This window comes from Bradyrhizobium sp. USDA 4454, assembly GCF_054822705.1.
The window spans coordinates 7,316,033-7,342,060 of sequence record NZ_JBTRCN010000001.1 but is presented as its reverse complement, the minus strand read 5'-3'; the positions used below and the strand labels follow the sequence as shown (position 1 = coordinate 7,342,060).

27 protein-coding genes are annotated in these 26,028 nt (G+C 62.0%); 7 read left to right on the top strand and 20 right to left on the bottom strand.

Translation table 11 applies throughout. The features are described from left to right. Window positions 1-39 precede the first annotated feature (39 nt). Complete coding sequence (locus ACVIW0_RS34190; RefSeq protein WP_461356351.1) at window positions 40-1,026, top strand: glycosyltransferase family 9 protein; 987 nt, start codon at window positions 40-42, stop codon at window positions 1,024-1,026. On the opposite strand, the gene ACVIW0_RS34185 is transcribed toward ACVIW0_RS34190, so the two are convergent. From ACVIW0_RS34185 to ACVIW0_RS34170, 4 genes are all read right to left on the bottom strand, one after another. Further along, window positions 930-1,727, bottom strand: coding sequence for a Crp/Fnr family transcriptional regulator (locus tag ACVIW0_RS34185; RefSeq protein WP_461356350.1), 798 nt, complete (start codon window positions 1,725-1,727; stop codon window positions 930-932). The genes ACVIW0_RS34190 and ACVIW0_RS34185 overlap by 97 nt on opposite strands. Before the next feature lie 186 nt (window positions 1,728-1,913). Beyond that, window positions 1,914-2,984: a DUF305 domain-containing protein gene (locus ACVIW0_RS34180; RefSeq protein ID WP_461356349.1), complete on the bottom strand. Its 1,071-nt coding sequence runs from the start codon at window positions 2,982-2,984 to the stop codon at window positions 1,914-1,916. A 102-nt stretch (window positions 2,985-3,086) separates the two neighbouring features. Then, window positions 3,087-3,623 carry a hypothetical protein gene (locus tag ACVIW0_RS34175; protein ID WP_461356348.1) on the bottom strand — a complete coding sequence of 179 codons (537 nt, stop codon included), beginning with the start codon at window positions 3,621-3,623 and terminating at the stop codon, window positions 3,087-3,089. A 22-nt stretch (window positions 3,624-3,645) separates the two neighbouring features. After that, a complete protein-coding gene (locus ACVIW0_RS34170; protein ID WP_461356347.1) occupies window positions 3,646-4,821 on the bottom strand; it encodes a zinc-dependent alcohol dehydrogenase in 1,176 nt (391 codons plus the stop codon). A 167-nt stretch (window positions 4,822-4,988) separates the two neighbouring features. On the opposite strand from ACVIW0_RS34170, the gene ACVIW0_RS34165 reads away from it, so the two are divergent. Then, window positions 4,989-5,774, top strand: a complete 786-nt coding sequence (locus tag ACVIW0_RS34165; RefSeq protein ID WP_461356346.1) for an SDR family NAD(P)-dependent oxidoreductase — start codon at window positions 4,989-4,991, stop codon at window positions 5,772-5,774. Between the two features lie 95 nt (window positions 5,775-5,869). Here ACVIW0_RS34165 and ACVIW0_RS34160 read toward each other — a convergent pair whose 3' ends face one another. After that, a complete protein-coding gene (locus ACVIW0_RS34160; protein ID WP_461356345.1) occupies window positions 5,870-7,141 on the bottom strand; it encodes an Nramp family divalent metal transporter in 1,272 nt (423 codons plus the stop codon). Window positions 7,142-7,584: 443 nt separating this feature from the next. On the opposite strand from ACVIW0_RS34160, the gene ACVIW0_RS34155 reads away from it, so the two are divergent. After that, window positions 7,585-7,998: an NUDIX hydrolase gene (locus tag ACVIW0_RS34155; RefSeq protein WP_461356344.1), complete on the top strand. Its 414-nt coding sequence runs from the start codon at window positions 7,585-7,587 to the stop codon at window positions 7,996-7,998. A gap of 136 nt (window positions 7,999-8,134) precedes the next feature. Here ACVIW0_RS34155 and ACVIW0_RS34150 read toward each other — a convergent pair whose 3' ends face one another. Together ACVIW0_RS34150 and ACVIW0_RS34145 are read right to left on the bottom strand one after the other, a co-directional pair. Beyond that, entirely contained in the window at window positions 8,135-8,671 is a 537-nt protein-coding gene (locus tag ACVIW0_RS34150; protein WP_461356343.1) for a DUF4142 domain-containing protein, read from the bottom strand. 11 nt (window positions 8,672-8,682) lie between these two features. Next, window positions 8,683-9,171 carry a YciE/YciF ferroxidase family protein gene (locus ACVIW0_RS34145; protein WP_461356342.1) on the bottom strand — a complete coding sequence of 163 codons (489 nt, stop codon included), beginning with the start codon at window positions 9,169-9,171 and terminating at the stop codon, window positions 8,683-8,685. 656 nt (window positions 9,172-9,827) lie between these two features. Here ACVIW0_RS34145 and ACVIW0_RS34140 point away from each other — a divergent pair. From ACVIW0_RS34140 to ACVIW0_RS34130, 3 genes are all read left to right on the top strand, one after another. Then, window positions 9,828-10,073 carry a DUF3551 domain-containing protein gene (locus ACVIW0_RS34140; protein WP_461356341.1) on the top strand — a complete coding sequence of 82 codons (246 nt, stop codon included), beginning with the start codon at window positions 9,828-9,830 and terminating at the stop codon, window positions 10,071-10,073. A gap of 110 nt (window positions 10,074-10,183) precedes the next feature. Then, the gene (locus tag ACVIW0_RS34135) at window positions 10,184-10,537 is read left to right on the top strand and encodes a hypothetical protein (RefSeq protein WP_461356340.1); all 354 of its coding nucleotides are present in this window, start codon (window positions 10,184-10,186) and stop codon (window positions 10,535-10,537) included. Window positions 10,538-10,948: 411 nt separating this feature from the next. Further along, window positions 10,949-11,173, top strand: a complete 225-nt coding sequence (locus tag ACVIW0_RS34130) for a DUF6894 family protein (RefSeq protein ID WP_461356339.1) — start codon at window positions 10,949-10,951, stop codon at window positions 11,171-11,173. Between the two features lie 1,817 nt (window positions 11,174-12,990). Here the strand turns inward: ACVIW0_RS34130 and ACVIW0_RS34125 are convergent. Beyond that, on the bottom strand, window positions 12,991-13,377 hold the full coding sequence (locus ACVIW0_RS34125) for a response regulator (RefSeq protein WP_461356338.1): 387 nt from the start codon (window positions 13,375-13,377) through the stop codon (window positions 12,991-12,993). Window positions 13,378-13,862: 485 nt separating this feature from the next. Between ACVIW0_RS34125 and ACVIW0_RS34120 the strand changes: the two genes are divergently transcribed. Next, the gene (locus ACVIW0_RS34120) at window positions 13,863-14,720 is read left to right on the top strand and encodes an SDR family oxidoreductase (RefSeq protein WP_461356337.1); all 858 of its coding nucleotides are present in this window, start codon (window positions 13,863-13,865) and stop codon (window positions 14,718-14,720) included. Window positions 14,721-14,793: 73 nt separating this feature from the next. Here ACVIW0_RS34120 and ACVIW0_RS34115 read toward each other — a convergent pair whose 3' ends face one another. The 12 genes from ACVIW0_RS34115 to ACVIW0_RS34060 form a co-directional block, all read right to left on the bottom strand. Next, complete coding sequence (locus ACVIW0_RS34115; protein ID WP_461356336.1) at window positions 14,794-15,180, bottom strand: c-type cytochrome; 387 nt, start codon at window positions 15,178-15,180, stop codon at window positions 14,794-14,796. 20 nt (window positions 15,181-15,200) lie between these two features. After that, entirely contained in the window at window positions 15,201-15,824 is a 624-nt protein-coding gene (locus ACVIW0_RS34110; RefSeq protein WP_461356335.1) for a c-type cytochrome, read from the bottom strand. 3 nt (window positions 15,825-15,827) lie between these two features. After that, a complete protein-coding gene (locus ACVIW0_RS34105) occupies window positions 15,828-16,655 on the bottom strand; it encodes a substrate-binding domain-containing protein (protein ID WP_461356334.1) in 828 nt (275 codons plus the stop codon). Then, entirely contained in the window at window positions 16,639-18,435 is a 1,797-nt protein-coding gene (locus ACVIW0_RS34100) for a methanol/ethanol family PQQ-dependent dehydrogenase (protein WP_461357504.1), read from the bottom strand. Before ACVIW0_RS34100 ends, ACVIW0_RS34105 begins: the two co-directional genes overlap by 17 nt. A gap of 164 nt (window positions 18,436-18,599) precedes the next feature. Next, window positions 18,600-19,355, bottom strand: a complete 756-nt coding sequence (locus tag ACVIW0_RS34095; protein ID WP_461357503.1) for a GlcG/HbpS family heme-binding protein — start codon at window positions 19,353-19,355, stop codon at window positions 18,600-18,602. A gap of 103 nt (window positions 19,356-19,458) precedes the next feature. Further along, window positions 19,459-20,391: a cytochrome c oxidase assembly protein gene (locus ACVIW0_RS34090; protein WP_461356333.1), complete on the bottom strand. Its 933-nt coding sequence runs from the start codon at window positions 20,389-20,391 to the stop codon at window positions 19,459-19,461. Beyond that, the gene (locus tag ACVIW0_RS34085; RefSeq protein ID WP_461356332.1) at window positions 20,379-20,741 is read right to left on the bottom strand and encodes a hypothetical protein; all 363 of its coding nucleotides are present in this window, start codon (window positions 20,739-20,741) and stop codon (window positions 20,379-20,381) included. Before ACVIW0_RS34085 ends, ACVIW0_RS34090 begins: the two co-directional genes overlap by 13 nt. Beyond that, window positions 20,738-21,337: a cytochrome c oxidase subunit 3 gene (locus ACVIW0_RS34080; RefSeq protein WP_461356331.1), complete on the bottom strand. Its 600-nt coding sequence runs from the start codon at window positions 21,335-21,337 to the stop codon at window positions 20,738-20,740. Before ACVIW0_RS34080 ends, ACVIW0_RS34085 begins: the two co-directional genes overlap by 4 nt. Then, a complete protein-coding gene (ctaD, locus tag ACVIW0_RS34075; RefSeq protein ID WP_461356330.1) occupies window positions 21,334-23,247 on the bottom strand; it encodes a cytochrome c oxidase subunit I in 1,914 nt (637 codons plus the stop codon). Before ctaD ends, ACVIW0_RS34080 begins: the two co-directional genes overlap by 4 nt. Then, complete coding sequence (coxB, locus tag ACVIW0_RS34070) at window positions 23,244-24,254, bottom strand: cytochrome c oxidase subunit II (protein ID WP_461357502.1); 1,011 nt, start codon at window positions 24,252-24,254, stop codon at window positions 23,244-23,246. The genes ctaD and coxB overlap by 4 nt, the downstream gene beginning before the upstream one ends. Before the next feature lie 84 nt (window positions 24,255-24,338). Next, window positions 24,339-24,461 (bottom strand): hypothetical protein, encoded by a 123-nt coding sequence (locus tag ACVIW0_RS34065; protein WP_461356329.1) that lies wholly within the window; start codon window positions 24,459-24,461, stop codon window positions 24,339-24,341. An 87-nt stretch (window positions 24,462-24,548) separates the two neighbouring features. Then, window positions 24,549-25,820 (bottom strand): DUF892 family protein, encoded by a 1,272-nt coding sequence (locus tag ACVIW0_RS34060; protein ID WP_461356328.1) that lies wholly within the window; start codon window positions 25,818-25,820, stop codon window positions 24,549-24,551. Between the last annotated feature and the right edge of the window lie 208 nt (window positions 25,821-26,028).

Here is a 26,028-nt window from a genome sequence, read left to right as displayed (position 1 = left end):
GATCGGTCGGCGGAGGCTGGACAGGACTGGATCGATGCAATGCGCGCCGGCGATCTCGACCGCGCATGGGCGATCAATGATCGCGATCTGGCGCGGCTGTGGGGACCGGGCGTCGACAAGCACAGGGGACCCCGCCATCTGCAGCGAATCTGGCGCGGCGAGGAGTTGCGAGGCAAGCGCGTCCTGGTTCGTTGCTATCACGGGCTCGGCGATACGATCCAGTTCATCCGCTTCATGCCCGCGTTGCGCGCGATTGCGCGTGAGGTAACGGTCTGGTGCCAGCCGCCGTTGCTTACGCTGATCGGTCGAGCCGCGGGTGTCGATCGTGCCATCCCGCTTCACGATGGTGTTCCTGACGTCGAATTCGATGTCGATATCGAGATCATGGAAGTGCCGCACGCGATCAGGGCTGACCGAAACCAGATCGCATTGCCAGGGCCGTATCTCAGCCTATCGCCGAGCACAACGCGGTTTCAGCGAAGCGATGGCGGCCGAGCGGCAGTAGGCCTGGTTTGGCAGGTGGGTGCCTGGGATAAGCGGAGAGAAATCCCGGTTGCCGAGTTGCAGCGCCTCAGCACGTCCGCCATTGACCTGTACTCCTTGCAACTCGGGCCGGGAGCCGCAATGGCGCGAACGATCGGCGCGCGGGATATCAGCACACCAGATGTCTGCTTGCTGGGCCAGCAAATGGCTCAACTGGATCTTGTCATCTGCGTGGACACGATGGTCGCGCATCTTGCCGGCGCACTCGGGCTCGAGGTGTGGGTCCTGCTGCATGCCGATTGCGACTGGCGCTGGCCGGCGTCTGGTGAATGCTCCCTTTGGTACGCGACGGCCCGGCTATTCCGCCAGACGGGGCCGGGCGATTGGAGGCCCGTCATCGAAGAAGTCCAAGAGGCGCTCCGTCAGCGCAGCGGGGAGGCGCTCCGTCAGCGCAGCGGGGCTGCGACGGCGACTGCATCGGTTGATCTTGCGGCCGGCAGCTCTGCCGGCTCGACCTCGTCCAGCGCGGGCAACCGCAGATAGGCTGGATCGAATCCGGCCAGACGGACCAGGCTGTGCCACTTCGTGATCGTGATGGTTTTCGAATGCCATTGCAGCAGGTTGCTGCGGCGAAGCTCCTGGACAGTGCGATTGGCGTGAACGGCCGATATGCCGCAGGCCGCCCCGAGCTCGGATTGGGTGAAAGGGGAGGGAATGCGTAGGTCTCTTGCCAGACCTACGGCGCGCAGCCGCATGGTTATTTCGCATATGAGATGCGCGACTCGTTCAAGCGCATCGCGGCTGCTCACGTTCAGGATCCAGTTCCTCGAGCTCGCGGCGTCGGTCAGGATGAGCTGCAAGAGAGAACGCGAGAGAGACGGCGAAAGCTCGGCCAAAGTCCGGAAGAAGTGGTGGGGGACCGATGCGACGACGGCGGGACCGACCGTCACGAGATCGTAGTCAACTTGCGGATCATGGACCGTGTAGAGATCCGGAAGGTCGCCGGGTACATGGATCGAAATGATCCTGCCATCGCGCCCCTTGGGATCCTGCCAGCTTAGATATCCCTGCAGCAGCAGATGACAATGCGTTGGAAGCTCACCTCGCCGCAGAAGATGATGGCGAGAGCTGTAATGGCTGATACTGCTTGGCATCTTTGCCAAGAAATCCAAATTATCTGATGACAACTTGCCCAGCGAGGCCAGGCGATCGGCAAACCTCGAGAATGGAAATCCTGCTTGCATGGCGGCGCCTGGAAATGGCTGACAGTGCATGCTAGCGAGTGCGGCCGCCGTGTCATTAACTTAAGACAGGTGGCATAGACGAGGGGGCCGGACTTTGAGCATCGTGCCGACTGGAGAGGCGAGAGTCATTCCTCAAAGAATGTTGATCGCTCGGCTGCCCAATGAACGCGGCTTATTGAGCGGAGCCTAGTTAACATTGTCAGAAAACATGTTGCGGTATGCGTCAGCGACCGCGGGTGCTCCGCTCACGCCATGCATCAAGGCGATTTCGCCTTGCTGCTCGTGACGGATGGCGTGCGCCATGATGCGAAGCCGCAGGTCGCCGCGGCTGCGCCATTCCTGGTCGGCCATCTTTACGGCGCCCTTGTGATGCAGCGTCATCATCCGCACGAACACTCCGTCGAACGCGTCGGATGTGGCGTTGCGAGCCTCTTGCAGCTGTTGGGCGGTCAGAAAGCCCGGCATCCGGCTGCGCTCGTCGTCCGTGCAGTCCGGCATCGAAGTCTCGAACCAGCTTTGCCACCAGCGCTCGAATATGCGGTTCTCGCCGGCCTGGCTCGCGACCATCAGCCCAGCAAGGGCCCGAAGATGGGGATCGCGGGCACGTTCGACACCGAGCCGCGCGAGCTCGATACCCTGGGTGTGATGCGCCGTCATGTGGCGGATGTAGAGCTGATCGGCATCGAGATCGCCCCCGGCCCACGGAAGCTCGCGACCGTTTGCGCCGGCCAGCGCCGAGGCGGAAAGCGCGGTGATCGCGATGATTGCTGCCGTGGCCCAGTTGCGGGCGAAGCGTGCATCGCAAGCCGGCGCATCGCCGGCCGGCCACCGCAGCCAGACGAACAGCGGATACATGACGGCCGAGGAGGTATGCACAAGCAACCCGATCCAGTAGGGCTGCTGCAGCGTGAACAGCGGCTGGAAGAACGGGAATAGCGGGACCAGGACAAACCATTCCATGGCGGACGACAGCACCGCCCATGGCAGCGCGACGAGCAGGATCTGCATCGGTGTCAGGCGCTCGGTCCACCGGCCGAGCAGACCAAAGAACAAGACGGCCCAGGAGAGATCTGCCCATTGATGGAAGGCAATGCCGATAAGGATCGCGCTCCATGACGGCTCCGCGCCGAGCACGGAGTCGCGTGCCGGGATCGCGGCGACCGTCATCCAGTCGACGGCTGCATCGCGGCCGATCCGCGCGGCGGCCAGCTGGCTGACGATGGTGGAGAAGCTGCTGCTGATCAGGCCGAGTTGCACCGCGGCGAGCCAGCGCGATTTGTGGCCCGCGATCGCCGTGGTTCGATCTGGCTCGGCTAATGCGGCCACCGGTCCGCTCTGCCTTGGCCCGCCGCATTGCCCTTAGGATGCGGCGGCGTTGCTGTGCGATAGCATCTTCCGCGCTGCGTCCTTTGCCGCCGCCAGCCCCTTCGGGAAGCCGCTGCGATCCGGATACAGTCGGCGCGGCCCGCTCTGCCGCTGCCGTGTCGTTTCCCGCGCGCCGCGATAGTCCAGCATGGCGATGCCGCCGATCATCAGCAAAGCGAGCGCGACGTTGTGTTTCTTCGGATTGTCCCGATTCATGGCGGACATCAATGCCGCGGCGTCGAGTCCGTCTCCGGCGACCCGGCTCCACAAGCCGGCATTGCGGTCGACCGACAACGACATGATGCCGCTGAAGATTTCCCGCAGACCGAAGGCGCGTACCAGGGTTTCGTCCCCCTGCATGCCAAGTGTCCGAGTAATGCGGCGCGGAGCGAGCAACTCAAAAGCGCCGAGCCCGATGCTGAACCAGCCGAGCGAGCGCGCCAGACGGTCCGCCGGAGGAACATGACGTGGTCCGCTGCGCACGATCTTCGGATCGCCCTTCGAACGCATGATGTTGGCAACATAGTACATGGGGTCAGCTCCCGCTTTGGGTTCAGGGCTTCAGCACGACCTTGACGCAGCTGTCCTGCTTGTCACGGAACAGCCTGTACATCTCGGGCCCGTGCTCGAGGTCCACGGTGTGGGTGATGACAAAGGATGGATCGATTTCGCCGTCGGCGATACGGCGCAGGAGATCGTCGGTCCAACGGTTGACATGGGTCTGGCCGGTGCGGACGGTGAGCCCCTTGTTCATCAAGGCGCCCATCGGAATTTTGTCCGAGAAGCCGCTATAAACACCGGGAATCGAGATCACCCCGCCGGGCCGGCACAGATAGATCATCTCGCGCAGCACGTGCGGGCGATCACTTTCCAGCATCAGCATCTGCTTGGCGCGATCGAGTATCGTGTCGGGCTGCGACGGCATCACATGGGATTCCATGCCCGTCGCATCGATGCACTTCTCCGGACCGCGCCCGTCGGTGAGCTCCTGCAACCGATCCATCACGCTTTCCGTCTTGAAGTCGATGATGGTCGCGCCGCCGGCCTCGGCCATGCTGAGCCGTTCAGGCAAACAATCAATGGCGATTACCTGGTTGGCACCGAGCAGGATTGCACTGCGGATCGCCATCTGCCCAACAGGACCGCAGCCCCAGATCGCAACCGTATCGGTCGGCTCGATGTCGCATTGCGCGGCGGCCTGCCAGCCGGTCGGGAAAATGTCGCTGAGGAACAGCACTTGTTCGTCGGACAGCCCCTCAGGAATCTTGATGTGCGTAGTGTCGGTGAAGGGAACGCGGAGATATTCCGCCTGGCCGCCCGGATACCCCCCGGTTAGATGCGTGTAGCCGAACAGGCCAGCCGTGGTGTGACCAAACACCTTCTCGGCCAAGTGACGCTTGCGGTTGGTGGTCTCGCATACCGAGAAGTTGCCGCGTTTGCATTGCTCGCATTGGCCGCAGATGATGGTGAAGGGCACCACGATGCGGTCGCCCTTTTTCAGCTTGCCGTCCATCGCCTCACCAGTCTCGACGACCTCACCCATCGTCTCGTGGCCCATGATGTCGCCGGGCAGCATGCCCGGGATGAAGTTGTGGAACAGATGCAGGTCAGAGCCGCAGATCGCGCAGCTCGTGACCCTGATGATGGCATCGCGCGGATCCTCGATCTGTGGATCGGTGACTTCGTCGCAGCGAATGTCTTCCTTGCCGTGCCAAACCAGCGCCTTCATCTCTGCCTCCGGCTCGAATGATGAATTCCAAGTCGAGCCGACAAAGTTGGTTGCTAACGCTGGAGAAGTTTTGCAGCCGCTGACGACACGGGCGGATCGGAAGCGGATAGGAACAAGCCGGACGCCGGCGATTTGAGCGAGCAACTCATTTGGTCGAGGATTTTCTCATGTCAGCCCCACGTCAATTTGCCATCGTCACCGGCGCATCGACCGGTATCGGCCTGGAACTTGCCCGATGCTGCGCGCGGGCAGGCTTCGATCTCCTGATCGCCGCCGACGAGAACGCGATCGAAACGGCAGCTGCGGAGCTGCGGGGCCTTGGCGGGCAGGTGGATGCCGTGCTGGCGGATCTCTCGACGACGGAAGGGGTCGATCGCCTCTGTGCCGCGACGCACGGTCGTCCGGTCGACGCTCTGCTGGCGAATGCCGGCGTCGGTCTCGGCCGGGCATTCCTGGATCAGGATTTCAACGGCATTCGCCGGGTCATCGACACCAATATCACCGGAACGGTCTATCTGCTCCATTGCGTGGGTAACGAAATGCGCCGGCGCGATTTCGGGCGCATTCTGATCACCGGCTCGATCGCCGGCTTCACCCCCGGTAGCTTCCAGGCTGTCTATAACGGCTCCAAGGCATTTCTCGATTCATTCTCCTTTGCACTCCGCGAAGAACTGCGTGATACCCGCGTCACAGTGACGTGCCTCATGCCCGGCGCAACCGAGACCGAGTTTTTCCGCCGCGCCGATATGATGGATACCAGCGTCGGCACGGGGAAGAAGGACGATGCCGCAGGTGTCGCCAGAGCCGGCTTCGATGCGATGATGAAGGGCGAGGGGGACGTCGTCACTGGCCTAAAAAATAAGCTGCAGTCGGCAGTCGCCAACATCACCCCCGCCGCCCTTCTTGCCAAGCAGCACCGCAAGATGGCGGAGCCGGGAACTGCAAAGAGGTAGCTGCCGATCGAGTGCCGACGCGAACTGGCCAAGCTATCCCGATCTCCCCGGAAGTTCGGTCCTTTCACGCAGCCGTTGCGGCGAACCCGCAACGCCTATAGCAACCAGGACAAACCGAGGCCGATGCTGGCCGCAAAGATCGCGGTCACAGTGACCCAGCTTAGGAGATTGAGCCAGAAACCGTTCGTCTTGTCTCCCATCAGCTCCCGATCGTTGGTGAGGAGCACGATCAACAAAAGCAACGGAGGCGTCGAGAAGCCTTGCACGATGCCGGCATAGACTAAAGCCTTCATCGGATTGAAGTTGAGACTGTTCAACAGAATGGCAATGGCGGTGAATCCGGCGATCAAGGCATAGAATGCCTTGGCTTCGCGAGGCTTGGCATGAAGGCTGCTCTTCCATCCGATCGCTTGAGCCAGATCGTACGCCGCCCCGGTCGTCATCACGGGAACGGCCAGGAAGCCGACCGCGATCACACCAGTGGCGAACAGCACGGTCGCACCGCTTCCCGCTAGCGGACGGAGCGCCTCCGCCGCCTGTGCTGCATCCTCGATGTTGGTCTGTCCAACAGAATGCAGAGTTGCGCCGGTCGACAGGATGATGAAGTACATGATGATGTTCGAGAATGCCATTCCTACGACGATATCGCGCTGCGAGCGCGCAAGTTCGGAATCGCTCGTGCCGCGTCGCTCGGCCGTCCTGGTCTTGCCGGCGGCAATCTTCTCCTCGACCTCGACGTTGGACTGCCAGGTATAGAGATAGGCCGACAGGGTCGTGCCAATGATGGCGACGAGGATCGAAAGAGAATCCTTTGTCAGCTCGATGTGGGGCAGGAAGGTGCCGCGCAGGATTTCGGTCGGATCGGGCCTGGCCAGGATCGCCGACCCGGCATACGCGAACAGCGAGAGCGCCAGCCATCGGAACACGTTGCGGATAAAGTCGTAGGAGCCGAACATCTGAAACAGCAGGATGGTGACGGCGATCGCGATCACGGTCAGGAACGGCGGTATCGGCATGAAGATGTTCAGGCAGGCCGCCATGCCGGCAATGTCGGCGGCCGCCTCAATGGTGTTTCCGATCAGCACGCCGATCAGCATCGGCCACAGCAGCCATTTCGGATAGCGTTCTCGGACAACCTGAAAGAGCCCTTTGCCGGTGACTTGTCCCAGCTTGGAGGAGAGATAGACGACCGAGAACATCATCGGAAACGTGACCGGCGCCATCCACAGCAGCGTAAGCCCGAATTGCGCGCCGGCACTGGCATAGGTCCCGATCGCAGAGCAATCGTCGTCGGCGGCGCCTGCCACAATGCCGAGCCCCAAGGTGCGGCGCCAACTTGAGCGCGGCTTCTCGCTGTTGTCAGTCACATCGGGTCGCCAGATTTCGACCGCCGACCTTCGGGCGGCTCATCAGGATCAGCGCGCGCGGCGCCCTGAAGTTCCTCGCGACGCGGACCGAAATTAATGCGCAATCGCAGCTACGAAGATCGAAATTCGGCGTGCTGCCTTAACATACTTGAAATCGCCTCGCGAGGTCTCACGCTATCATACGGCCCAATCCTCAAGGGCAGGGAGGCGGCGATGCTCGATGGCGAGACGGCGGCAGTTCTTCGCGCAGTGCTTGACGAGGTCTGCGGAGACGTGCCGCGGTCCGACACGACAAGGCGGACCAGCGTAGCTTCCGGATTGCTGCAAGCCGTGCGCGATGGGCGGTCGTCTCTTGACGAACTCCGGAGCGCCGGCAAGGCAGCTTTGCGCACAGCTCCGGCCAAGCGGCGCTGAACAGTATCTACGTTCACATTCCGGGCGGCATGGGCAACAAGCAATTCGCAGCACTTCCTTTCCGTCGACGCAATGCAGAACTGTGCATTCTGCTGATCACGACACGCGGCAAGCAGCGGTGGTCGGTGCCAAAGGGTTGGCCCAAACGTGGTGAGCCGCAGCGCACCGCCGAGATCGAAGCCTTCGAGGAGGCGGGTGTGCTGGGCAAGGCGAACGGAAAGGCGATCGGCCGTTACAGTCACAACAGCCGAAAGGGCAAGCGCAGGATTGCCTGCGACGTCCTGCTGTTCCCGATGAAGGTCCGTGCGCAAAAGCCTCGGTGGCCTGAGCACGGGCAGCGCGACACCAAATGGCTGCCAGTAAAGCAAGCCGCGGCGCTGGTTCACAAGCCTGAGCTGAGCCGGCTGATCGCACGATTCGCGCGCAGCAAACGACGTAAATAGCGGTGTGGATTCTGCGTACGGATCAAGCGTCGATCTCGACCCGCGTTCGGCAATCAGGAGACCCAGAGCGGAACTGGCTCCTTGCGGCGGGCGCAACCGAGTACGTGGTCAGCGGCGCTGCCCTGACGATGACGGGCTATTTCCGGTTCTTGTCGAGCTCCTGCGCCATCGCGAGATGGTGCTGGAGCGCGGGCAAGGTTTTGCCGGCCCAATCCTTCAGCTTTGGATCGTCGCCGCCCTTGGCGTAGCGCTCGAACAGCGACACGGCGTCCTTGTGCGCGCTGACCTGCATCGGATCGTACGTGCCGGCGAAATCCTCCGGTCTGGTGTTGCGCAGCCGCTCGAGCTTCTTCTCGGAGCTGTCGTCGAGGGCAGTCGGTATCGCCGACTTCATGTCCCCACCGACCATTTCCTTCAGCTGGGTACTGGTCTTGGTATGGTCCGTCACCATCTGATCGGCGAACTTCTTGTCGGCAGCGCTGCCCTTCTGCTGCGCGATCTTGGCCGCCTCGATCTCCAGCATGTCGCTCATTGCGGCTTCCTTGACGAAATCTTCGGTCTTCGGCGCGACGCCGAGGACCGAGTTGACGCCGGTCTTCTCGCTCACGGATTGGGCCAGCGTCGGCGAGGCCAATGTACAGCCGATGGCAATTGCCAGAACGGTTCGCTTCATCGCACGACCCCTCAGGCTGCTTTGGCGTTGACGGCGTTGACGGCAAGCTTGCTGAGCAATTCGTCGGTCTTCTTTTCCTCGGCCAGTGTCTGGTCGATGAGCTTGACGGCGTCCTTCATGCTGAGCCGGCCCGCCCAGGCCTTCAGGGTGCCGTAGCGGGCGATTTCGTAATGTTCAACTGCCTGGGCAGCCGAGAGTAGGCCGGCATCGAGCGCGGGCGTATCGGCATATTCGTCCATGATCTCCTTGCCTTCGTCGAGGATGCCCTCGATGGCATCGCACTTCTTGCCGCGCGGGGATTTACCCATTAGCTCGAAGATCTGATCGAGCCGTTCGATCTGTCCTTCGGTCTCGTCGTGATGCTTCTCGAAAGCCGCACGCAGATCGTCGGATTCGGCCGCCTTGGCCATACGCGGCAGGGCCTTGAGGATCTGCTTTTCGGCGTAGTAGATATCCTTGAGAGTGTCGAGGAAGAGGGCGCTGAGGTCTTTCTCCGGCATCGGCCGCTCCTACAATTGGGTAATTTGGGGCTCCAACGAGGGTGCCAAAGGTAAGTTCCTATCGTGCCGTCCGGTGGCAGCGACTGGCGCGTCAGAGGCGCCGCGGCTGTCAGCTCCGCGTAGCTGCGACAGCGAGCGTCGAAGGGAGGGCCGAGCGTCGCGCGGGATTCCAAGTAATCCAAGGAGGTTGTTTCCGAGCCTAACCTAGGTTGTGGCGGCGGCCGTCGCGACTTCGTACGATAATCGGACTGGTGAGCGCTGACGCTCCCGCTTCCTACAGGAGCGCGTCATGAAGAAACACGACGAAGGTTCAAGCAAACGGCGAGCCTTCAAGAGAGGCTTCCTGCATTCAAGAAAGATGTTCTCCGCGGGGCATCCAACTTGGAAGGCGATCAGCGGGATGAGCTGACGAGGAAACTTCGTTCTGCGGAGCTTGCGGCAAGCGTTGACAGCTGGGTCTCGACGCCTGGATATCCTCCCGCACCCAGTTGAAATTTGGGCCGTTCTCTTCCTGACCCGAAAAGTTCTCAGAGAAAGTTCTCAGAGGGTGTCCTGCTTGCTGGAGGCGTCGCAGCTCGATGAACTCGGCCACCGATCCGCTAGGAACGTGAGCCTTGAGGCTCCGTTGGTCGTGAGTCGCTTCGAAGGAGCAAAGCATGTGCAGTTATCTCACCACGACTACACTGGCGCTTGCGATTGCGGGACTGACGACCGTCACCGCCGCCAATGCACGCGACTATCCATGGTGCGTGCAGGGGCGAGGGGTCGGATATCCCGGGGACTGCATGTACCAGACTCGCGCCCAATGCCTTGCGTCGGCATCCGGAAGGAATGTGACATGCGGGGTCAATCCGCGCGCGGCCTTCGGTCAACAGCATCCGCGCGATCGAAATCGGTATTGACGGTCCGGTTGCGGTCGATCGGTCTGCGTGAGGTGCATCTTCCGCTTTAGTTGCGCGTCGCGAGGGCGAATGACCATGGTCATAGCCACTTCGCAGCAAAGGAAATCGCCATGCAGCTCATCGGTCGAGGACAGCTGGCCATCCTGGCAGTGCTGATCGGATTGCTCGTGCTGGCTGTCATACTTGCGGTCGCCGGATGGAATTCCGCTGGCTCGGCCGCCATGACCCGAGCCGGTTGGCTGGCAATGGGCTTCGGCATCTTCTTCTCCCTCGCGATTGGTTGTGGCCTCATGGCCCTCATGTTCTTCAGCAGCAGGAGCGGATACGATGAAGCGGCGGATCCGTTCCGAGCCCATGAGCTTTCAGAGGACAACTCTCCGGAGACGGTCACCGGTCCTGCTCGAAAACAGGCCGCCAATAAAACTGGCGAAGCGGAAGAGATAAGTCAACGCGCGGACCGGTGATGCTGCTTCAAGAGGTCGCATGCGGCGGCTCGACATTCACTTTTGTCATATACACGATGACTTTGTCATACACACGATGACGTGGCGTCCAGTCTCGCGTGCAAGGCGTCGGCGTTCACCACATTGACGATGAAGAAGATGCCTTCTGGCGCAAATACAGGGTCCTGAAACGCCCTGGCTTCTAGGGGTAAAGCCAGGGCTGCTTCCACGCGAGCCGCCCGCGCGGTTCGGGCGGCGCCACTACATTGCAACCGGAAGTCGGTTCCCGCTTTATACTATGTGAAGCGCTGCAAGCCTCAACGTCATGCGCTTCGGCCCAGAGTGCTGCGGGCCACCAAGGATGAATAGCGTCTGATTCTGCCGAGTCTGATCTGCCGGCAGGAGCGGGCCATCTGCACACGGTCTGTATCTATGAGCAAGTATTACTTCCATATCTCGAATGGCCACCCGTTTGACGACCGGGAAGGCGAGGAGCTGCCCAGCGACGCAGCGGCCTGGGAGGTCGCGGTTATGACTGTTCGAGATATTGATTCGAACCTGGATCTCGACCGATTCAACCAGTGGTCGGTTTCAGTCAAGCGGGAAGATACCCCGATCTTCAGGATCGACGTCAGTGCCAAGCGTATCAAACCCTAGTTTGATATTCGATCGACCATGAAGATAGGTCGGATCGAATCCAGCCAACGCCTGCAATTTGTGATGGGACGATCCGGTAGTCCGTAGGAACGCCGGTACCCACCAGATGTTACTCGAGCTGGTCCAGCACAGAGGAAGCGTTCAATGAAAGTAGCGAAGATCATCTTGGCAGCCGCATTCATCTTCGGGTCGATTGCAGCAGCAACCGCTCAGGGCGGTGGGGGCGGTGGTGGCGGCGGCGGTGCCGGCGGAGGTGGTGCAGGTGGCGGCGCCGGCGCTGGCGCAGGGGGCGCAGGTGCGGGAGGTGCAGGCGCCGGAAGCTCGGGGAGCGGCGCAGGCGGTGGAGACTCGCCGGCTGCAACTACAGGGCAGGGTGCCTCGAGCAGCCCGCGTTCCGCGAACCCCGGCGCAACCATGAACGACACGAAGGAGCGCCGCGGACGCTGACGGCGTTTGCCCCGGGGCCATTGTTAGGCCGGCCTCGGGGCTTCTCTCCCTATCCGCTCTGCGACGGCCATTCCGGGGGACGTTGCCGTGTTGACGCGTGATGCGGCTAAATGGCGAGGATGTCGGCGACAGGAACGGGATCTCAGCCCCTTAGGGCGCGCAAGGCCAAGTTCGACGAACAGCGCTGGCGTCGGAGGCCCAGCGCCCACGCCAATAAAGCTTGCGTCTCGACCGGGCTCAGGCGAGAATCCTCTGCCACGTCATGCACCTGGGCTGGGCCGCGTGCTACTTCATGAAGCTGGCTGGGCCGCGTCAAGACCCGCGCGCAAAATTTTGGCTGGCGATCGCACCCATGTGTGCGCGATGGGTGCGGGCGCGGGGGCTTAGAGACCGCCGTCGAGGTCAACCATCAACCATATTGACTCCAAAGCCAGGCACCGATGGCGAGCAACGGTACGATGGCTACCACGATCAGGATGATGGGAGAGGGCTCATTGCCTTCCTTGCGCTCGTCGGTCATCTGATTGTCCCTATTATCCCAATCAACCATCCCGCCGGACTCGCCAAGCGCAACCCGTCTTGCGGATTGACTTCTGTCGATCCGATTGTCCTGCGGCCGGCAACGGTATCTCGGCATGACATTGTAGTCCGGCACCCAGAACGGATCTCACCCGGCGTTCGGCACGTGCGCGGCGCGCTCCCGCGCGTAGCGCGCTGCAGCGTTCGCGCCAGCGACACACAAGGTTACCTAAATCATCGACGAAACGGATAATCTGATAATCTCATGCGCGGAGTCCTCCTGCCGTCAACCCCTTACGGCGCCACAGGTGCCGGGGCCGTTGGCTATTTCCCGGAGGCCAAACGCGGCTGAGGCTTTGGCAGGCGAAACCCCAGCCTACGTTGAGCGGCGAGCATGACGCGCGTAGCCGATGCTCTGCGCCAAATCCGACGGGCTATCTCCTATCGCCAGGTGACACTCGGGTGCCACCCTGGTCGCTGCCCGGGCCCGAGCCGCCTTGTCCCGATGCGTCCGGCCTTACGCCACCTCTCGCCATGCCGGTGGTCCCCGTGCTCATCGAGCCTCGCTGCCCGTGGTTGCCGGAGCTTCGCTCCATGTGGTTCACGCCCGGTTTCGTCGTGTTGGTCTGCGGCTGCGGGCCGGTGTTCTGCGCGAAGGCCGATCCGGCCGCCAGAGCCACCGCCGCTGCAATCAATACCGTTCTCATTTGCTGTCTCCTTTGGATCTGTACTTCGCGAGGAGCAACGGAGGCAAGCAAAGGACGTTCCTGAGAGAAAAGGCATTCGGTAAGAGCACGCCGGGGTTTACGTCTAGATCAATCGAGAGCGGAAGCGCTGCACGATTATCCGGATCACCCGGCGGCGAGGTCTTCGTTCCCGCGTTTCGGCGCATCGAGCATTTTGAAGATCAAGCTTCGTACCGCATCGATGCAGTCGCCGGGTTTGGTCACGATCGTCAGGCCGGAATACTGCGCGGGCAGATTCTGTGGCTCATATCCCGTGTAGATGGCCACGGGGATGGCCCGCGAGAGCAGCCTGTCCAGCAGCGGATAGACTTTCGAACCCTGCAGATTGACGTCCAGCAACGCCCCGTCGATATCATCCGGCATATTGCTGATTGCATCGATTATGCAGCCGAATGGGCCGATCACCTGAAAACCAGCGCCTTGTGCTGCTCGGGCGCAGTCGTCCGCGATGAAGTACTCGTCTTCGACAATGAGGATCTTGCGTTTCGCCATGGATCACCCTTCAAGATTGCCATGGATCACTCCAGAGAAAGAACGTCTCCAGCCGCTATCAGGTCCTCACCAGGGAACCATCAATGATGTCAATCCCCTGCCTTTCAGATCCCTTGCCTTTCAGGATGTGTGGTGGACGGGTGCAAAGCGAGGGGGAACGGTCTTTCAAAGCTCAACGGTCGCGTCGGACGCGCTCGCGTTGCTGCTCGACTTCCTCCACGTCCTCGTCATCGACTTCCGTTAGGTGCGGATGTCCGCTCGCCTTCAACAGTGCGTCGAGCTTGGCGTGAATGCGCGCCTATTGCGATGCTCGTCCCGTTGCATGGGAAGCGTCATGCTCCACGTCGCCACTGCCAAATGAATGCCATTCAAGCCTCCAATGCCGCGTGGATCGGGTTCTGTCACCAGACGCAGTTGCCGAGCAGTCGACGTGTAGGAACGACCGAGGGAGCCCACGATTGGTTGGTTCTACCTTGGAGCGCGCCATGACCGATTTTCCCAAACCGCCGTTTCCTTCCCAGAAGCAACCGATGCCTGGCTTGACTAGCAAAATGGATCCAAGACCCGACCATGGCGAAGAGACCTACCGGGGATCGGGCCGGCTTACCGGCCTCAAGGCGATCATCACCGGCGGCGATAGCGGGATTGGCCGTGCGGTAGCGATCGCCTATGCGCGGGAGGGGGCGGATCTGGTACTTGCCTATCTCGACGAAGATGAGGATGCAAACGAGGTCAAGACCTTGATCGAAAAAGAAGGACGCAAGGCCGTCCTGATATCCGGTGACATTCGCAATGCCGAGCATTGCCGCGGCATCATCCGCCGTGCCGTCGATGAATTGGGCGGGATCGACATTCTCGTCAACAACGCTGCGCACCAGGCGACATTCAAGGATATCGGCGACATCAGCGACGAAGAGTGGCAGCGCACGTTTGAGACCAATATCCACGCCATGTTCTACCTGAGCAAGGCGGCTGTGCCCCACATGAAGCCCGGAGGCGCGATCATCAATACGGCATCCGTCAATTCCGATATGCCAAATCCGATTCTGCTGGCCTATGCGACGACAAAGGGCGCCATTCAGAACTTCACCGGTGGGCTTGCGCAGATGCTTGCGGCTAAAGGAATTCGCGTGAACGCGGTCGCGCCAGGGCCGATCTGGACGCCGCTCATCCCATCCACGATGCCGGAAGAGGCGGTCAAGACATTCGGGCAGCAAGTGCCAATGAAGCGCGCGGGGCAGCCTGCCGAACTCGCGACTGCATACGTCATGCTCGCCGACCCTCTGTCGAGTTACACGTCGGGAACGACGGTTGCCGTGACCGGCGGGAAGCCGTTCATCTAGGCTAAATCGCGCTGGATGGTGACGTGAGGAGCTGATGTGACCGCCGCGACGATGAGATCGACCACCCGGCCGGTTACTTCAATGTATACAAGAATGCGCTGATATCGCGCGCATCGTCCTGCGACATACCCGAGCTTGGCATGGCGTTGCCCGGCAGCATCCTTTGCGGATCTTCGATCCAGAACATCATGTTGTCAGGCGAATTCTGGATGAAGCCGGCAATGTAGGTCCGAGTGGCAATCCGCCGCAAGGAAGGCCCGACATTGCCGTCGGCATGGGCGATGCCGGGAATTTCGTGGCAGCCGCCGCATCCGTAGGACTTCACCAGATCGGCACCGCGGCGAGAATTGCCGTTGGAGTTTTGGACATCCGACGCGGCATTGCCGTAGCCGGTCAAGACCAACGCAAGGCAAGGTACGACGAGCAAGCGGCGCGTCCATAAGGCGACCCTGCCGCTCATCGGATGCTCCGCTCGCGCCCTCACGGCTTCTGACCCGAGCCGAATTTCTTAGTGCTGGACCAGGGATCGCTGGTCGAGACCTGTTCGGTCGGAACCTGCTCGATCTCGGGTGACAACGGCTCGGCCGAGAACGTGCGTCCCCACTGGCGGCTCGGTTCGTTGCTGATCTTGCCGATATAGGTGACGAGGTCCCAGATCACCGTATCCGGCAACACCGCGCCCCACGCCGGCATGCCGTTCGGCCGCCCCTGGTAGATGGAGAGATAGATGTTCTCCGGTTGCGAGCCGTAAGTGAAGATGTTGTTGCTCAGCGACGGGCCCATGCCGCCGCCGCCGTTTGCGGCATGGCAGCCGACGCAGTTGAAGTTGACGAAATAAGTCATGCCGCGCTGCGCGGCCTGCGGATCACCCTGCACGGGGTTCTTGATCGTCGGGTTGCTCGGCTGAGCGCCCGGAAACAGATGGCTGACGGGGACCTGCATGAACACGCCAGGTCGGCCGTTGCCGACGCTTTGTCCGAAATCCGGGCGCGGAGAGAGCGTGGGCGTTTGCGCTTCCTGCGATTGCGGCAGGCTCTGCTGGCCGATCGCGGCTTGGCTACCGGCGAACAGCAGGAATGCACCGACTGCGAGGATCATCCGCATCAGCTAACCGCCTCCGGCGGAGGGTTGCGTCTCGACCAGGGGTACGCCGTAGCTATGCAGCAGCGAGGCGATCTCCGATCGATGCCCGTCGATGAAATCGTCGAGGCGATCACGCAACGCATGATCGCCTTTGCGTACACCCATCGAAATCGAAAACTGGAACTGCTGCGGCGCAAATCGTTCGCCGTCCTGGATGGGGGTGACCACGAGGTGGACTGGAGATCGCCTGGCAAAGTAGCCGCCGAGCGGTCCCCACGCTGCGGCGACATCGATCTCGCCGCTTTCGACTGCTCCGATCAGACGCGCCGGGGGATCAGGCTCGCGATAGTCGCCATAGATCGAGTAGCCGCGGACATTGTCGACGATGCCCTGTTCACCGAGTGCCTCCGCCGGAGGGGCATTGTTTCCGTCATCGCCGATCAGGTGGACGCCGATCCTCAATCGGTGCAGTTGTGGATCGAGCAACGATGCGATCTCGAGATGGCGGTCCTGTCGCGTCACGAAGACGTAGGTCGAGCGGTAATACGGCTTCGTCGTCTCCGTCATTTCGAAGTGGTCCGGAACGCCGATCACGACGTCGCATTTTCCGGCCTTGAGCGTATTGCGGATGAAGCCGCGGCGCTGCGCCCACCAGATGTAGGAGAGCCGCATCCCGAATTGCTCGGCCATCATTGCGGCGAGCCTGTTCTCGAAGCCTTGTTCTGCCCTGTTGGAGAACGGCATGTTATTCGGATCGGCACACACGCGAAGCTCGCCGGCCGGCTCCGCGGCGGCGGCCGGGCCGAGCGTGATAGCCACGATGGTGCAAACGCACTTAACGAGCCGGCGCATGACCGTTGTCCTGACCATCTGTACCGCCAAGTTTGAAGACGAGTAATTCGCTGCCGCCTGCGGTGTAGAACGGCAAATCTTGCGTCGCCCCCGTGAAGCCGAGCGCGCTGTTGCGGACCCGGGGATCGACTTCTGCGTTCGCGACCACCCCGGGCCAGCCGCCGACACCGGATAGGATCGCAATATATTGCTGTCCATCGGAGCCGCGGTACGAGATCGGCTGGCCGATGAAGCCGGAGCCGGCACGGAACTGCCAAAGCACGTGGCCGTCCTTCGCATCCACGGCTTTGAAGAGCCGATCCATGGTGCCGTAGAAAGCGACGTCGCCGGCGGTGACGAGCGCGCCGCTCCATACCGGGAGACGTTCATGGATCTCCCAGACCTTCTTCCGCGCAACGGGGTCCCAGGCCATGAACTCGCCGCGATAGCCGCCGGGGCCGGCATACATGTCGACATCGGCACCGACATAAGGCGTGCCGGCGATGTACCCGACCTGGGACGCCTTGAAGTTCATGCAGAGATGTTGATGCGGAACGTAGAGCAGCCTGGTTCGGGGCGACCAGGCGGTGGGCTGCCAATCCTTGGCGCCCGGCGACGCCGGGCAGATATCCTCAATGGTCTTGCCGAGCAGCGGCGTCTTGTCTTCGTTCGGTATGATCCGTCCCGACTTGAGGTCGACGCCCTTGTAGGCGTTGATGAGTTCATAGGCGTCGGCGGAAATCACCTCACCCGTGCTGCGGTCGATCACGTACATGTAGCCGTTGCGGCCGGGGTGAATCAGCACCTTGCGCGCCTGCCCATTGATAGCGAGGTCGACCAGAACGTTCTCGTTGATCTCGTCGTGATCGAACAGGTCATGGGGATTGAGTTGATAGGCCCATTTGGCGTGCCCGGTGTCTGCATCGCGCGCGAAGATCGTGCTGCTCCAGAGATTGTCACCGCTGCGCTGGTTGGCATTCCACGGGCTCGGGTTGGCGGTTCCGTAGTAGACCAGGTTGAGCTCCGGATCGTAGGAAACCCAGCCCCACACCGTGCCGCCGCCGACCTGCCAGCGGTCCGCCGGCCAGCTCTTCACGCCGAGGTCCTTGTCCTTGAGATTGGCGTAGAATGGCTTGAAGTCGTCGCCGATCAGCACGTCTTTATCCGGGCCGGTGGAGTAGGCGCGCCAGAAGATTGCGCCTGTGCTTTCGTCGAGCGCTGTGAGCCAGCCGCGCACACCCATTTCGCCGCCGCTGTTGCCGACCAGGATCTTTCCCTTGGCGACGATCGGCGCCATCGTGATGGTCTCGCCCTTGTTGATTTCGCCGAGCTTCGTATGCCAAAGCTCTTTTCCGGTCTTGGCATCGATGGCGACGGTGTGGTTGTCGAGCGTGTTGAGGAAAATCTTGCCATTGTCGTAGGCGAGGCCACGGTTGACGACATCGCAGCAGGCAACACCGGCCGCCGCCGGCTCAGGCTTCGGGGCATAGGACCATTTCAGCTCTCCGCTGGTCGCATCCAGCGCGAAGACGCGATTGGGGTAGGGGCCGGCATAGGGACCAACCACATACATCGTATTGTCGATGACAAGCGGAGCCGCCTCCTGGCCGCGGTCAGCTCCCACCGAAAAGGTCCAGGCAAGCTGCAGGCGCGATGCGTTGCCGGCATTGATCTGATCGAGATCGCTATAGCGCGTGTTGGCGTAATCGCGCGCCGCCATCGGCCATTGTCCGGGATCCCTCATCCGGTTCTGCAAGTCGCTTTGCGCGAACGCAAATGAGGTCCAGACGGCAGAGACCATGCTCGCCGTCGCGACCAACGCGCGCCGGTAGTTCCGGTTTAACATAGGTGAAAGTCTCCACGGGCAATGGAGGCCGGTGCCGCGTCGCGTTGCCGGTCACCGACGTACAAACGTTGCGCTTCGGCTTGGTTCCAAAAGGTTGCCGGCACGCGTGTCGCGCGCGTTTACCGAACGACGTTGCCCGACACGCCTGCGCCGAGATCGACTGCGATCTGGTCTTCCTTGCCGTTACACTTCGGATGACCAAATCCGGAGGGGCTTTTCCCGTCCGGTCCGATATCGTAGATGATCGCGTCCTTCATGTTGGGACTGACGCCGGCTGGCACGTGGTCGAGGCCGAGCAGGTGGCGCACGCGCCAGGCGACGTTATGGTCTGCACACGAGCTGTCGCCGCTGACGCCGAGCGCACCTACAATGCCGTTGCCGTCGTAGAGCGGCAATCCGCCGCCGAAGACGATGATGCCGCCGACCGGCTTGCCGATCATGGGATCGTGCTGCGTCCCGAAATCCTGGCCCTGGCCCGCGTAGATCGTGTCCGGAATCGGCGGGTTGCTCGACGCCGCACCGAACAGAAAGCCGCCGGGTTGCGCTCCGCTGTAGAGATTTGCGGTCGCCATCGCCTTGTCCTTCAGGCTGAACGCATTCGCGGTGTTGGCCTTCTCTGCGGCGATGGCGCGGCTGCCCGGCCATTGATCGTCGGCCTTGCTGCCGCTGAATGCGATGGCGCAGACAACGCCCTGCCGGTTGACCACCGCGGCCCATTCATGATTGTCGAACCCGCCATTGCTGGGGCCGCCCGAAGGCTTGACGCTTTTCTTCAGGATATCGGCCAGATGGTCATGGTCGATAGGGCAGGATGTGCCGGCCCCTTGGGACGGATCTTGTGCGGCCGACTGTCGCGAGAGCAGCAGAGCGGCGATTGATAGGGCCAATGCCCCTGTCCAGAGCTTGTTCACGTATCCTCCGCGAGAGAAGACGTTGTAGGGATCGCGACCCCGAACGTTCGAAGGAAAGTTGCGGTTCCTAACCGGCCGGGCGCATATCGCGGAGTGTGCCGGCGCCGCTCGCCGACTGGAATGCGTTGAGCCAGCGATAGGCGAACAACAGGGCCGCGCCGGTATAGAGAAGACCCATCGGGACCCACATCAGAATTCCGGCCAGTTGCTGATCCTCGAGCGGCGACAGGCCGAAATCGCCGGCGAGCGCGCCCTGGCTCGGCACCCAGACGCGGGTCGACAGCGTCAGCAGCGCGCCCAGCACGCCGGAATGCAGAACCGTCACGAAGAGACAGGCGACGCCGATGCCGTCACGCACCCGTTCGCTGCGCCCTCTCCCGCGTCCATAAAACAGCACCGACCAGAACAGCAGTGCCGTGGCAAAGAAGCTGAGGTGTTGGAGGCGGTGGATCGCAATATTCTCGAGCGCAAGCGTATAGAGCGGTGGCGTGTGCCAAATCCACAAAGCCAGCCCGTGCAGGGCGGTTGCGCTGATCGGATGACCGAAAAGCGCCCACATCGCCGCCAACGGCGCCGTGCTCACCAGTCGCCCGGCGCGCCGAAACGAGGGCGGCAGGCTCCACAGCAGCGGACCGTTGGTGCGCGCATAGGCGATCAGCGGAGCGGCAACCAGCATCAGGAGCTCATGCTCGATCATGTGCGCCGTGAACAGCCGTTCGCCGAGCCAGTGCAGTGGAGAGGTCAAGGCGAGCGCCACGACCAGCCATCCGACCCAGAATGCCGCCACCCGCCGGTACGTGACGCCGCGTCCACCGCCGGCGCTCCGCCACAGCCGCTGCGTTCCGACATAGAATGCAATACCCATCACGTAGAGCGGGACCAGCAGCCAGGGATCGTAGCTCCACAGCGCCGCCGGGTCGGACACGTCCGACAGCCCATGTGCCGAAGCGGACGACGGCAGCAGCGCGGCAAGCAGCAGCAGGAGGTTCAACGCAAGCATGGGCTGATCATGAGTGCGGCAAGAAGTTGATCGGCGATGACAAGCGCGAACAGCACGCCGCTGCCCACCCCGAGCCAGGCCGTGAATGCTCTGGGACCACCGCCTGCGGCGTCGCTCCATTCGGAGCCGGCACCGCGGCGGACCGCGCGAGCCGAGATCACGGTGCCGGCCAGCGATGCGAGCACCAGGAGGGCGCTCAAGGCGATGCCGCCCCACTTCGCCTTCTCGCATGCGAGATGGGTGATGGCGTAAACGCCCTGCAAATTGGCGGCCCAGGCGACGGGGCCGAGCGCTACCCCTGCCCAATAGAGCAGCCTGGCACGCCTGGCACTGCCTTCATGGACGGTCATAGTCGCGGCACCCAATCGAGCAACACATAGAGCGGCAGCCAGGCGATCACGACAAAGTTCCAGTAGAACACGTTGTCGGTCACGTCACTGAAGCGGCGTGGCTTGGCGTGCGACGTGAACATCAGGACGGCAAGCACGATCGTGTCGCCGAGGTCGGTCGCAAGATGCGTGGTGTGTAGGCCCAGGATCAGCCAGACCACCGAGCCATAGGCGGAGTTGTCCCAGCGGGTGTTGAGGTGCGCGAACTCAAAGCCGCGCAGGATCAGCAGCGCGATGCCAATGAGCGACATGACAACGAGCCAGACACGGACCTTGTGGAGATCCTGCCGATGCGCGACGCGATTGGTATACTGGTTGGGGATGATGCTGAGCAGAAAGATGATGGTCTCCGCGGTTCCGGGCCAGAGATCGGGCGGTGAAGCGCCGATCGGCCAGGTCGGATTGACGGCATAGAGATAGAGATAGGCGCCGATCGCGATGGCGAAGCCCATGCCCTCCAACGCCATGAAGCTGATCGCTCCCCACCACGGCCCGCTTTGCGGGCCGAAGCCGAAGGTCGGCAGCTCTCCGACGTTGCGGACGATGGTCTGCCTCATTCCTCGTCCTCCTTGCTGCCGGACGGCCAGAACCAGCCGATCAGGGTGATCGCCATCGGCGGCGTCCCCCACAATACGGCCCACGGCGTGAAGATTGAGCCGATGAAAAAAATCGTCGTTGCGATAGCGGTGAGCAATGGCCAGATGCTCGGTTCGGGCGACGCTTCACGTGTTTGCGGCTCGGCCTCGGCGAGGGAGGTCAGCAGCACTTCGCGGCGTTCCGCGCTCAGGCCAGCGATAACCGGCAACGTGTCGGTGTCCGCCCACAGTGGGTCGCGATGGGTAACGACAGGTATACGGTCAAAGTTCTGGGGGGGCGGGGGAGATGCCGTTGCCCACTCCAGCGTGGATGCACCCCACGGATTGGCGTTCGCCGGCGTTCCCCTGCGAAGACTGTAGATCGCATTCGCTAGCAAAACCGCAAAACTGATCGCGAAGATCGCGGCGCCTATGCTGGACACCAAATTCAGCCGATCCCAGCCCATCTCGGGCGTGTAGGTGTAGACCCGTCGGGGCATCCCCATTAGCCCGAGGATGTGCATCGGAAAAAATGCGATATTGAAGCCGAAGAAGGCCAGCCAGAAGTTCCAGCGGCCGAGCCGCTCGCTCAACATCCGGCCGCAGATCTTGGGAAACCAGTAGTAGACCGCTCCAACGAGCGGAAAAACTGCGCCGCCGATCAGGACGTAGTGGAAGTGAGCGACGACGAAATAAGTGTCATGGACCTGCGTATCGATCGGCACCGACGCCACCATGACGCCGGACAGGCCGCCGATCACGAAGATCACGATGAATCCGAGCACGAACAGCAGTGGCGTCCGATACACCGGGCGACCGTCCCACAATGTGGCGATCCAGCAGAATATCTGCAGGCCGCTCGGCACGGCGATCAACATGCTTGACGCGGTGAAAAGGCCGGCCCCGAGCTGGGGCAGCCCCGTCACGAACATGTGGTGAACCCAAAGTCCGAACGACAGGAATCCGGTTGCGATCAGCGAGAGAACGATCGCGGGATAACCGATCACCGGCCGGCGCGCGAAGGTGGCGAGGATCATCGACACCATGCCCGTTGCCGGAATGAAGATGATGTAGACCTCCGGATGTCCGAAGAACCAGAACAAGTGCTGCCACAGCAGCACATTGCCGCCCGACGAAGGATCGAAGAAGCGCGTGCTGACCAGTCGATCCAGGATGAGCGAGGTGGATGCGATCATGATCGACGGCATCGCAAACATCACCAGAAACGCCGTAACCAGCATCGACCAGACAAACAGCGGGATGCGGTCAAGCGTCATGCCAGGAGCGCGCTGCTTGAAGACCGTGACGATGATTTCGACTGCGACTGCGAGCGCCGCGACTTCCGTGAAGGTGATCATCTGGGCCCAGACGTCCGCGCGCTTGGACGGGGTGAACTGCAGGCTGGAGAGGGGCGTGTAGGCGAACCAGCCGACGTCAGGCCCGACGTTGAACGCGAAGGAGATCCAGAGAAAGCACCCACCGAACAAGAACATCCAGTAGCTGAAGGCGTTGAGGCGCGGAAAAGCAATATTGCGCGTGCCGACCATCAGCGGCACCAGGTAAACCGCGAAGGCTTCCATGACCGGCACGGCGAACAGGAACATCATCGTCGAGCCGTGCATCGTGAAGACCTGGTTGTACAGATCCGGCGAAAGCACACGTTGCTCTGCACCTGCCAGCTGGATCCGCATCAGGATCGCGAGGAGTCCGCCGAGCAGCAGGAAGGCGAACGCCGTCATGATGTAGCGACGTCCAATGATCTTGTGATCGACCGACATCAGGGCGCCGATCAGCCCCGATGGCGTCCGCCAGATGCGCTCCAGTCGCGCTGCAAGCTGCAGCCCATCCAGGGCGTCGTCCCGCAACTCTCTTTGCTCGGCGGCGATACTCACTTGAGCTGCTCCAGATAATGAATGATCGCGATCAGCTCTCCCGATTGCAGCGGCATGCGAGGCATCAGATTGCCGGGCTTGATGTGCTGCGGATCGGCAATCCAGGCCCCCAGCGCCGCCGGCGTTTGCGGCAGCGTGCCCGCGGCGATCGTCGTGCGGCTTCGGACATGGGTGAGGTCCGGACCCAGCTGGCCGCCCGCCAGGGTGCCGCGGACGGTGTGGCACAGCGCGCATCCGCGGCCGCGAAATAGCTCCTCTCCCTGCTTGGCGAGGGTGTCGGTCGGGCTCGTTGCGCTCTGGTTCTCGTGCTCTCGCCAGCGCTCGAATTCATCGGGCCGGAGCGCGATTGCCGCGAACGCCATATGGGCGTGTTGCAAGCCGCAGAATTCAGCGCATTGGCCGCGATAGATGCCGGGATTCTTCGCCGTAAACTGGATCTCGTTGGTTTGTCCGGTGATCAGGTCCATCTTGCCGGTAAGGCTGGGGACCCAGAAGCTGTGGATGACGTCGGCGGATTCGAGCTCTACCTTGACCGGCTTGCCAACCGGAATGCGGATTTCGTTTGCCGTGGCGAAGCTGTTGTGTGGTCTGTCGGCCTCGTAATGGACTTCCCACCACCATTGATGGCCGACGATCCTGAGCGTCAGGGCGTCTGGATCCTTGGCAAACAGCGTGCGCTGGCCGGCATAGCTCACGAACGACAGGACGAGGACGATCAACGTGGTGGCTGCGCCAAAGCCGAGAATGATACGCCCCGCTCGTGTCTCGAAAGGCGGATGAAGTTCGAGCGGCGCGTCTGCGATGCGCTTTTGCCGCAACAGCCCGATGCCGAGAACGACAGTGACGCAGCTCCAGATGATTCCGGACACCGCAAGGAATATGATGAACGTTTGACGGATCTGCTCGGATTGAAGAGCTTGCGGGTCAAGTGCCGATTGCGAGCCGGCGCAAGCTACGAGCGGCAACGTGACTGATAAGAGGAGGCCGGATCGGACCCAGGCAGGCATGGGTGCTCGTTGAGCTTGGTTGCCCGGGCCGAACCGCCGGCTCCTACAAAGGTTCCTATGCCAGCCCAACAGTATGGTATGCGGTCAGATGGGCCAGCCCTTTACTGCAACGATGATTGCTGCATCCGATGCCGCCAACAGCAGCAACACGAGCAGGATTGCGACGATCGCGCCCGGCTGGGTTATCGCCCGGAGTTCCTCGAGCATCGCGCCGTCTCCTCGATATGCCCCCGCGGCCCGGGCTCCTCGGAGCCCCCGGCCGCAGCGGCGTCGTTGCAAGAACTGGCGTGCTCTCTAATCCGCCGGCTCGACCGCCGCCGGCATCTTGGCGACCGACATCAGCGAACGCGCCACCTGATTCAGCAACTGGTCGGCATTCTCCTCCTCCGCCAGCGACTTCGAGAGAAGACTGACGACCGCGCTGTGGCGAAGTTGCTGGGCGAGATTGCGCGCTGTGGTATAGCCCGCCATCTCATAGTGCTCGACCCGTTGCGCGGCGCCGATCAGCGCAAGGTCGGCAGCGGCACTTTCCTTCTTTTCGCCTTCGCCAATGATCTCCTCGCCCTCCTCGATCAGGCCCATCATGCCCTTGCACGGCTTGGGACGGACCGACTTGCCGAGCAGCTCGAAGCACTCGTTGATGCGCTCGATCTGGGTTTCGGTCTCGGCGAGATGCTGTTCGAACAGCTCACGCAGCTGGTCGTAGCGGGCTGCCTCCGCCATCTTTGGCAGCGCCTTGGTCAACTGCTTTTCGGCGTGGAGAATGTCACGAAGCTCCTGGATCAGGAGATCGCCGAGGCCGGCCTCGTCTGCCGGCGGCGAGCTCTCCGCGACGATGGAGCTGGCAGAACCCGGCTCGCCAGGCTGGGTGGCGGGCGACTCCGTGAACACCCAGTCTCCGCCCTCGTTCCAGGGCCCGCGGGTATCGATCTCGCCATGGTCGCCCGTACCGGTCGAATCATTGAAGTACTGATTGACCAGACCAGGCGTCGGCGCGATACGGCCAATGCTGAACGGCGGCTTGCTCAAGCTTTCAAGCGCGAGCGAGAACGCCTTCATGTGGGTGATCTCGCGGGTCATCAGAAACTGCAGAGCGTCCTTGGTGCCGGCATCGTCGGTGAAATTGATCAACCGCTCATAGACGATCTTGGCGCGCGCCTCGGCGGCGATGTTGCTGCGCAAATCGACGTCCAGTTCGCCGGTGATCTTGAGATAGTCGGCGGTCCAGGCATTGCCCTGCGAGTTGAACAGGTTCACCCCGCCGCCACCGGCGATCGCGATCAGCGGATCGGCCTCGGCCGCCTCGCGGTCGAATTTCGATGGCTTGAGATGCATGCGTGCGAGCGTGCCGACCACTTCCAGGTGGCTGAGCTCCTCGGTGCCAATGTCCATGAGGAGATCCTTGCGGTCCGGATCTTCGCAGTTCAGGCCTTGAATGGAATATTGCATGGCCGCTGCGAGTTCGCCGTTCGCGCCACCGAACTGTTCTAGGAGCATGTTGCCAAAGCGCGGGTCCGGCTCGTCGACACGAACGGTGAACATAAGTTTCTTGACGTGGTGATACATTGAGAACTCCGATTTCCTGACGCGGGATCGGCTCCTGAAACGGTCCCGCCGCGGCGTCGTTCCTATGGGATCGATGCGGCCGGATCGCGATTGCCCGCCATATCGGCTCCGCTAGGTACGCACCGGCGGAGGTTCACCGTATAGAAGGGTCTCCTCTAGCAACCTACGACCCCTTAGCGCATTGTACGGCCCATCGCTGATCAAGGTT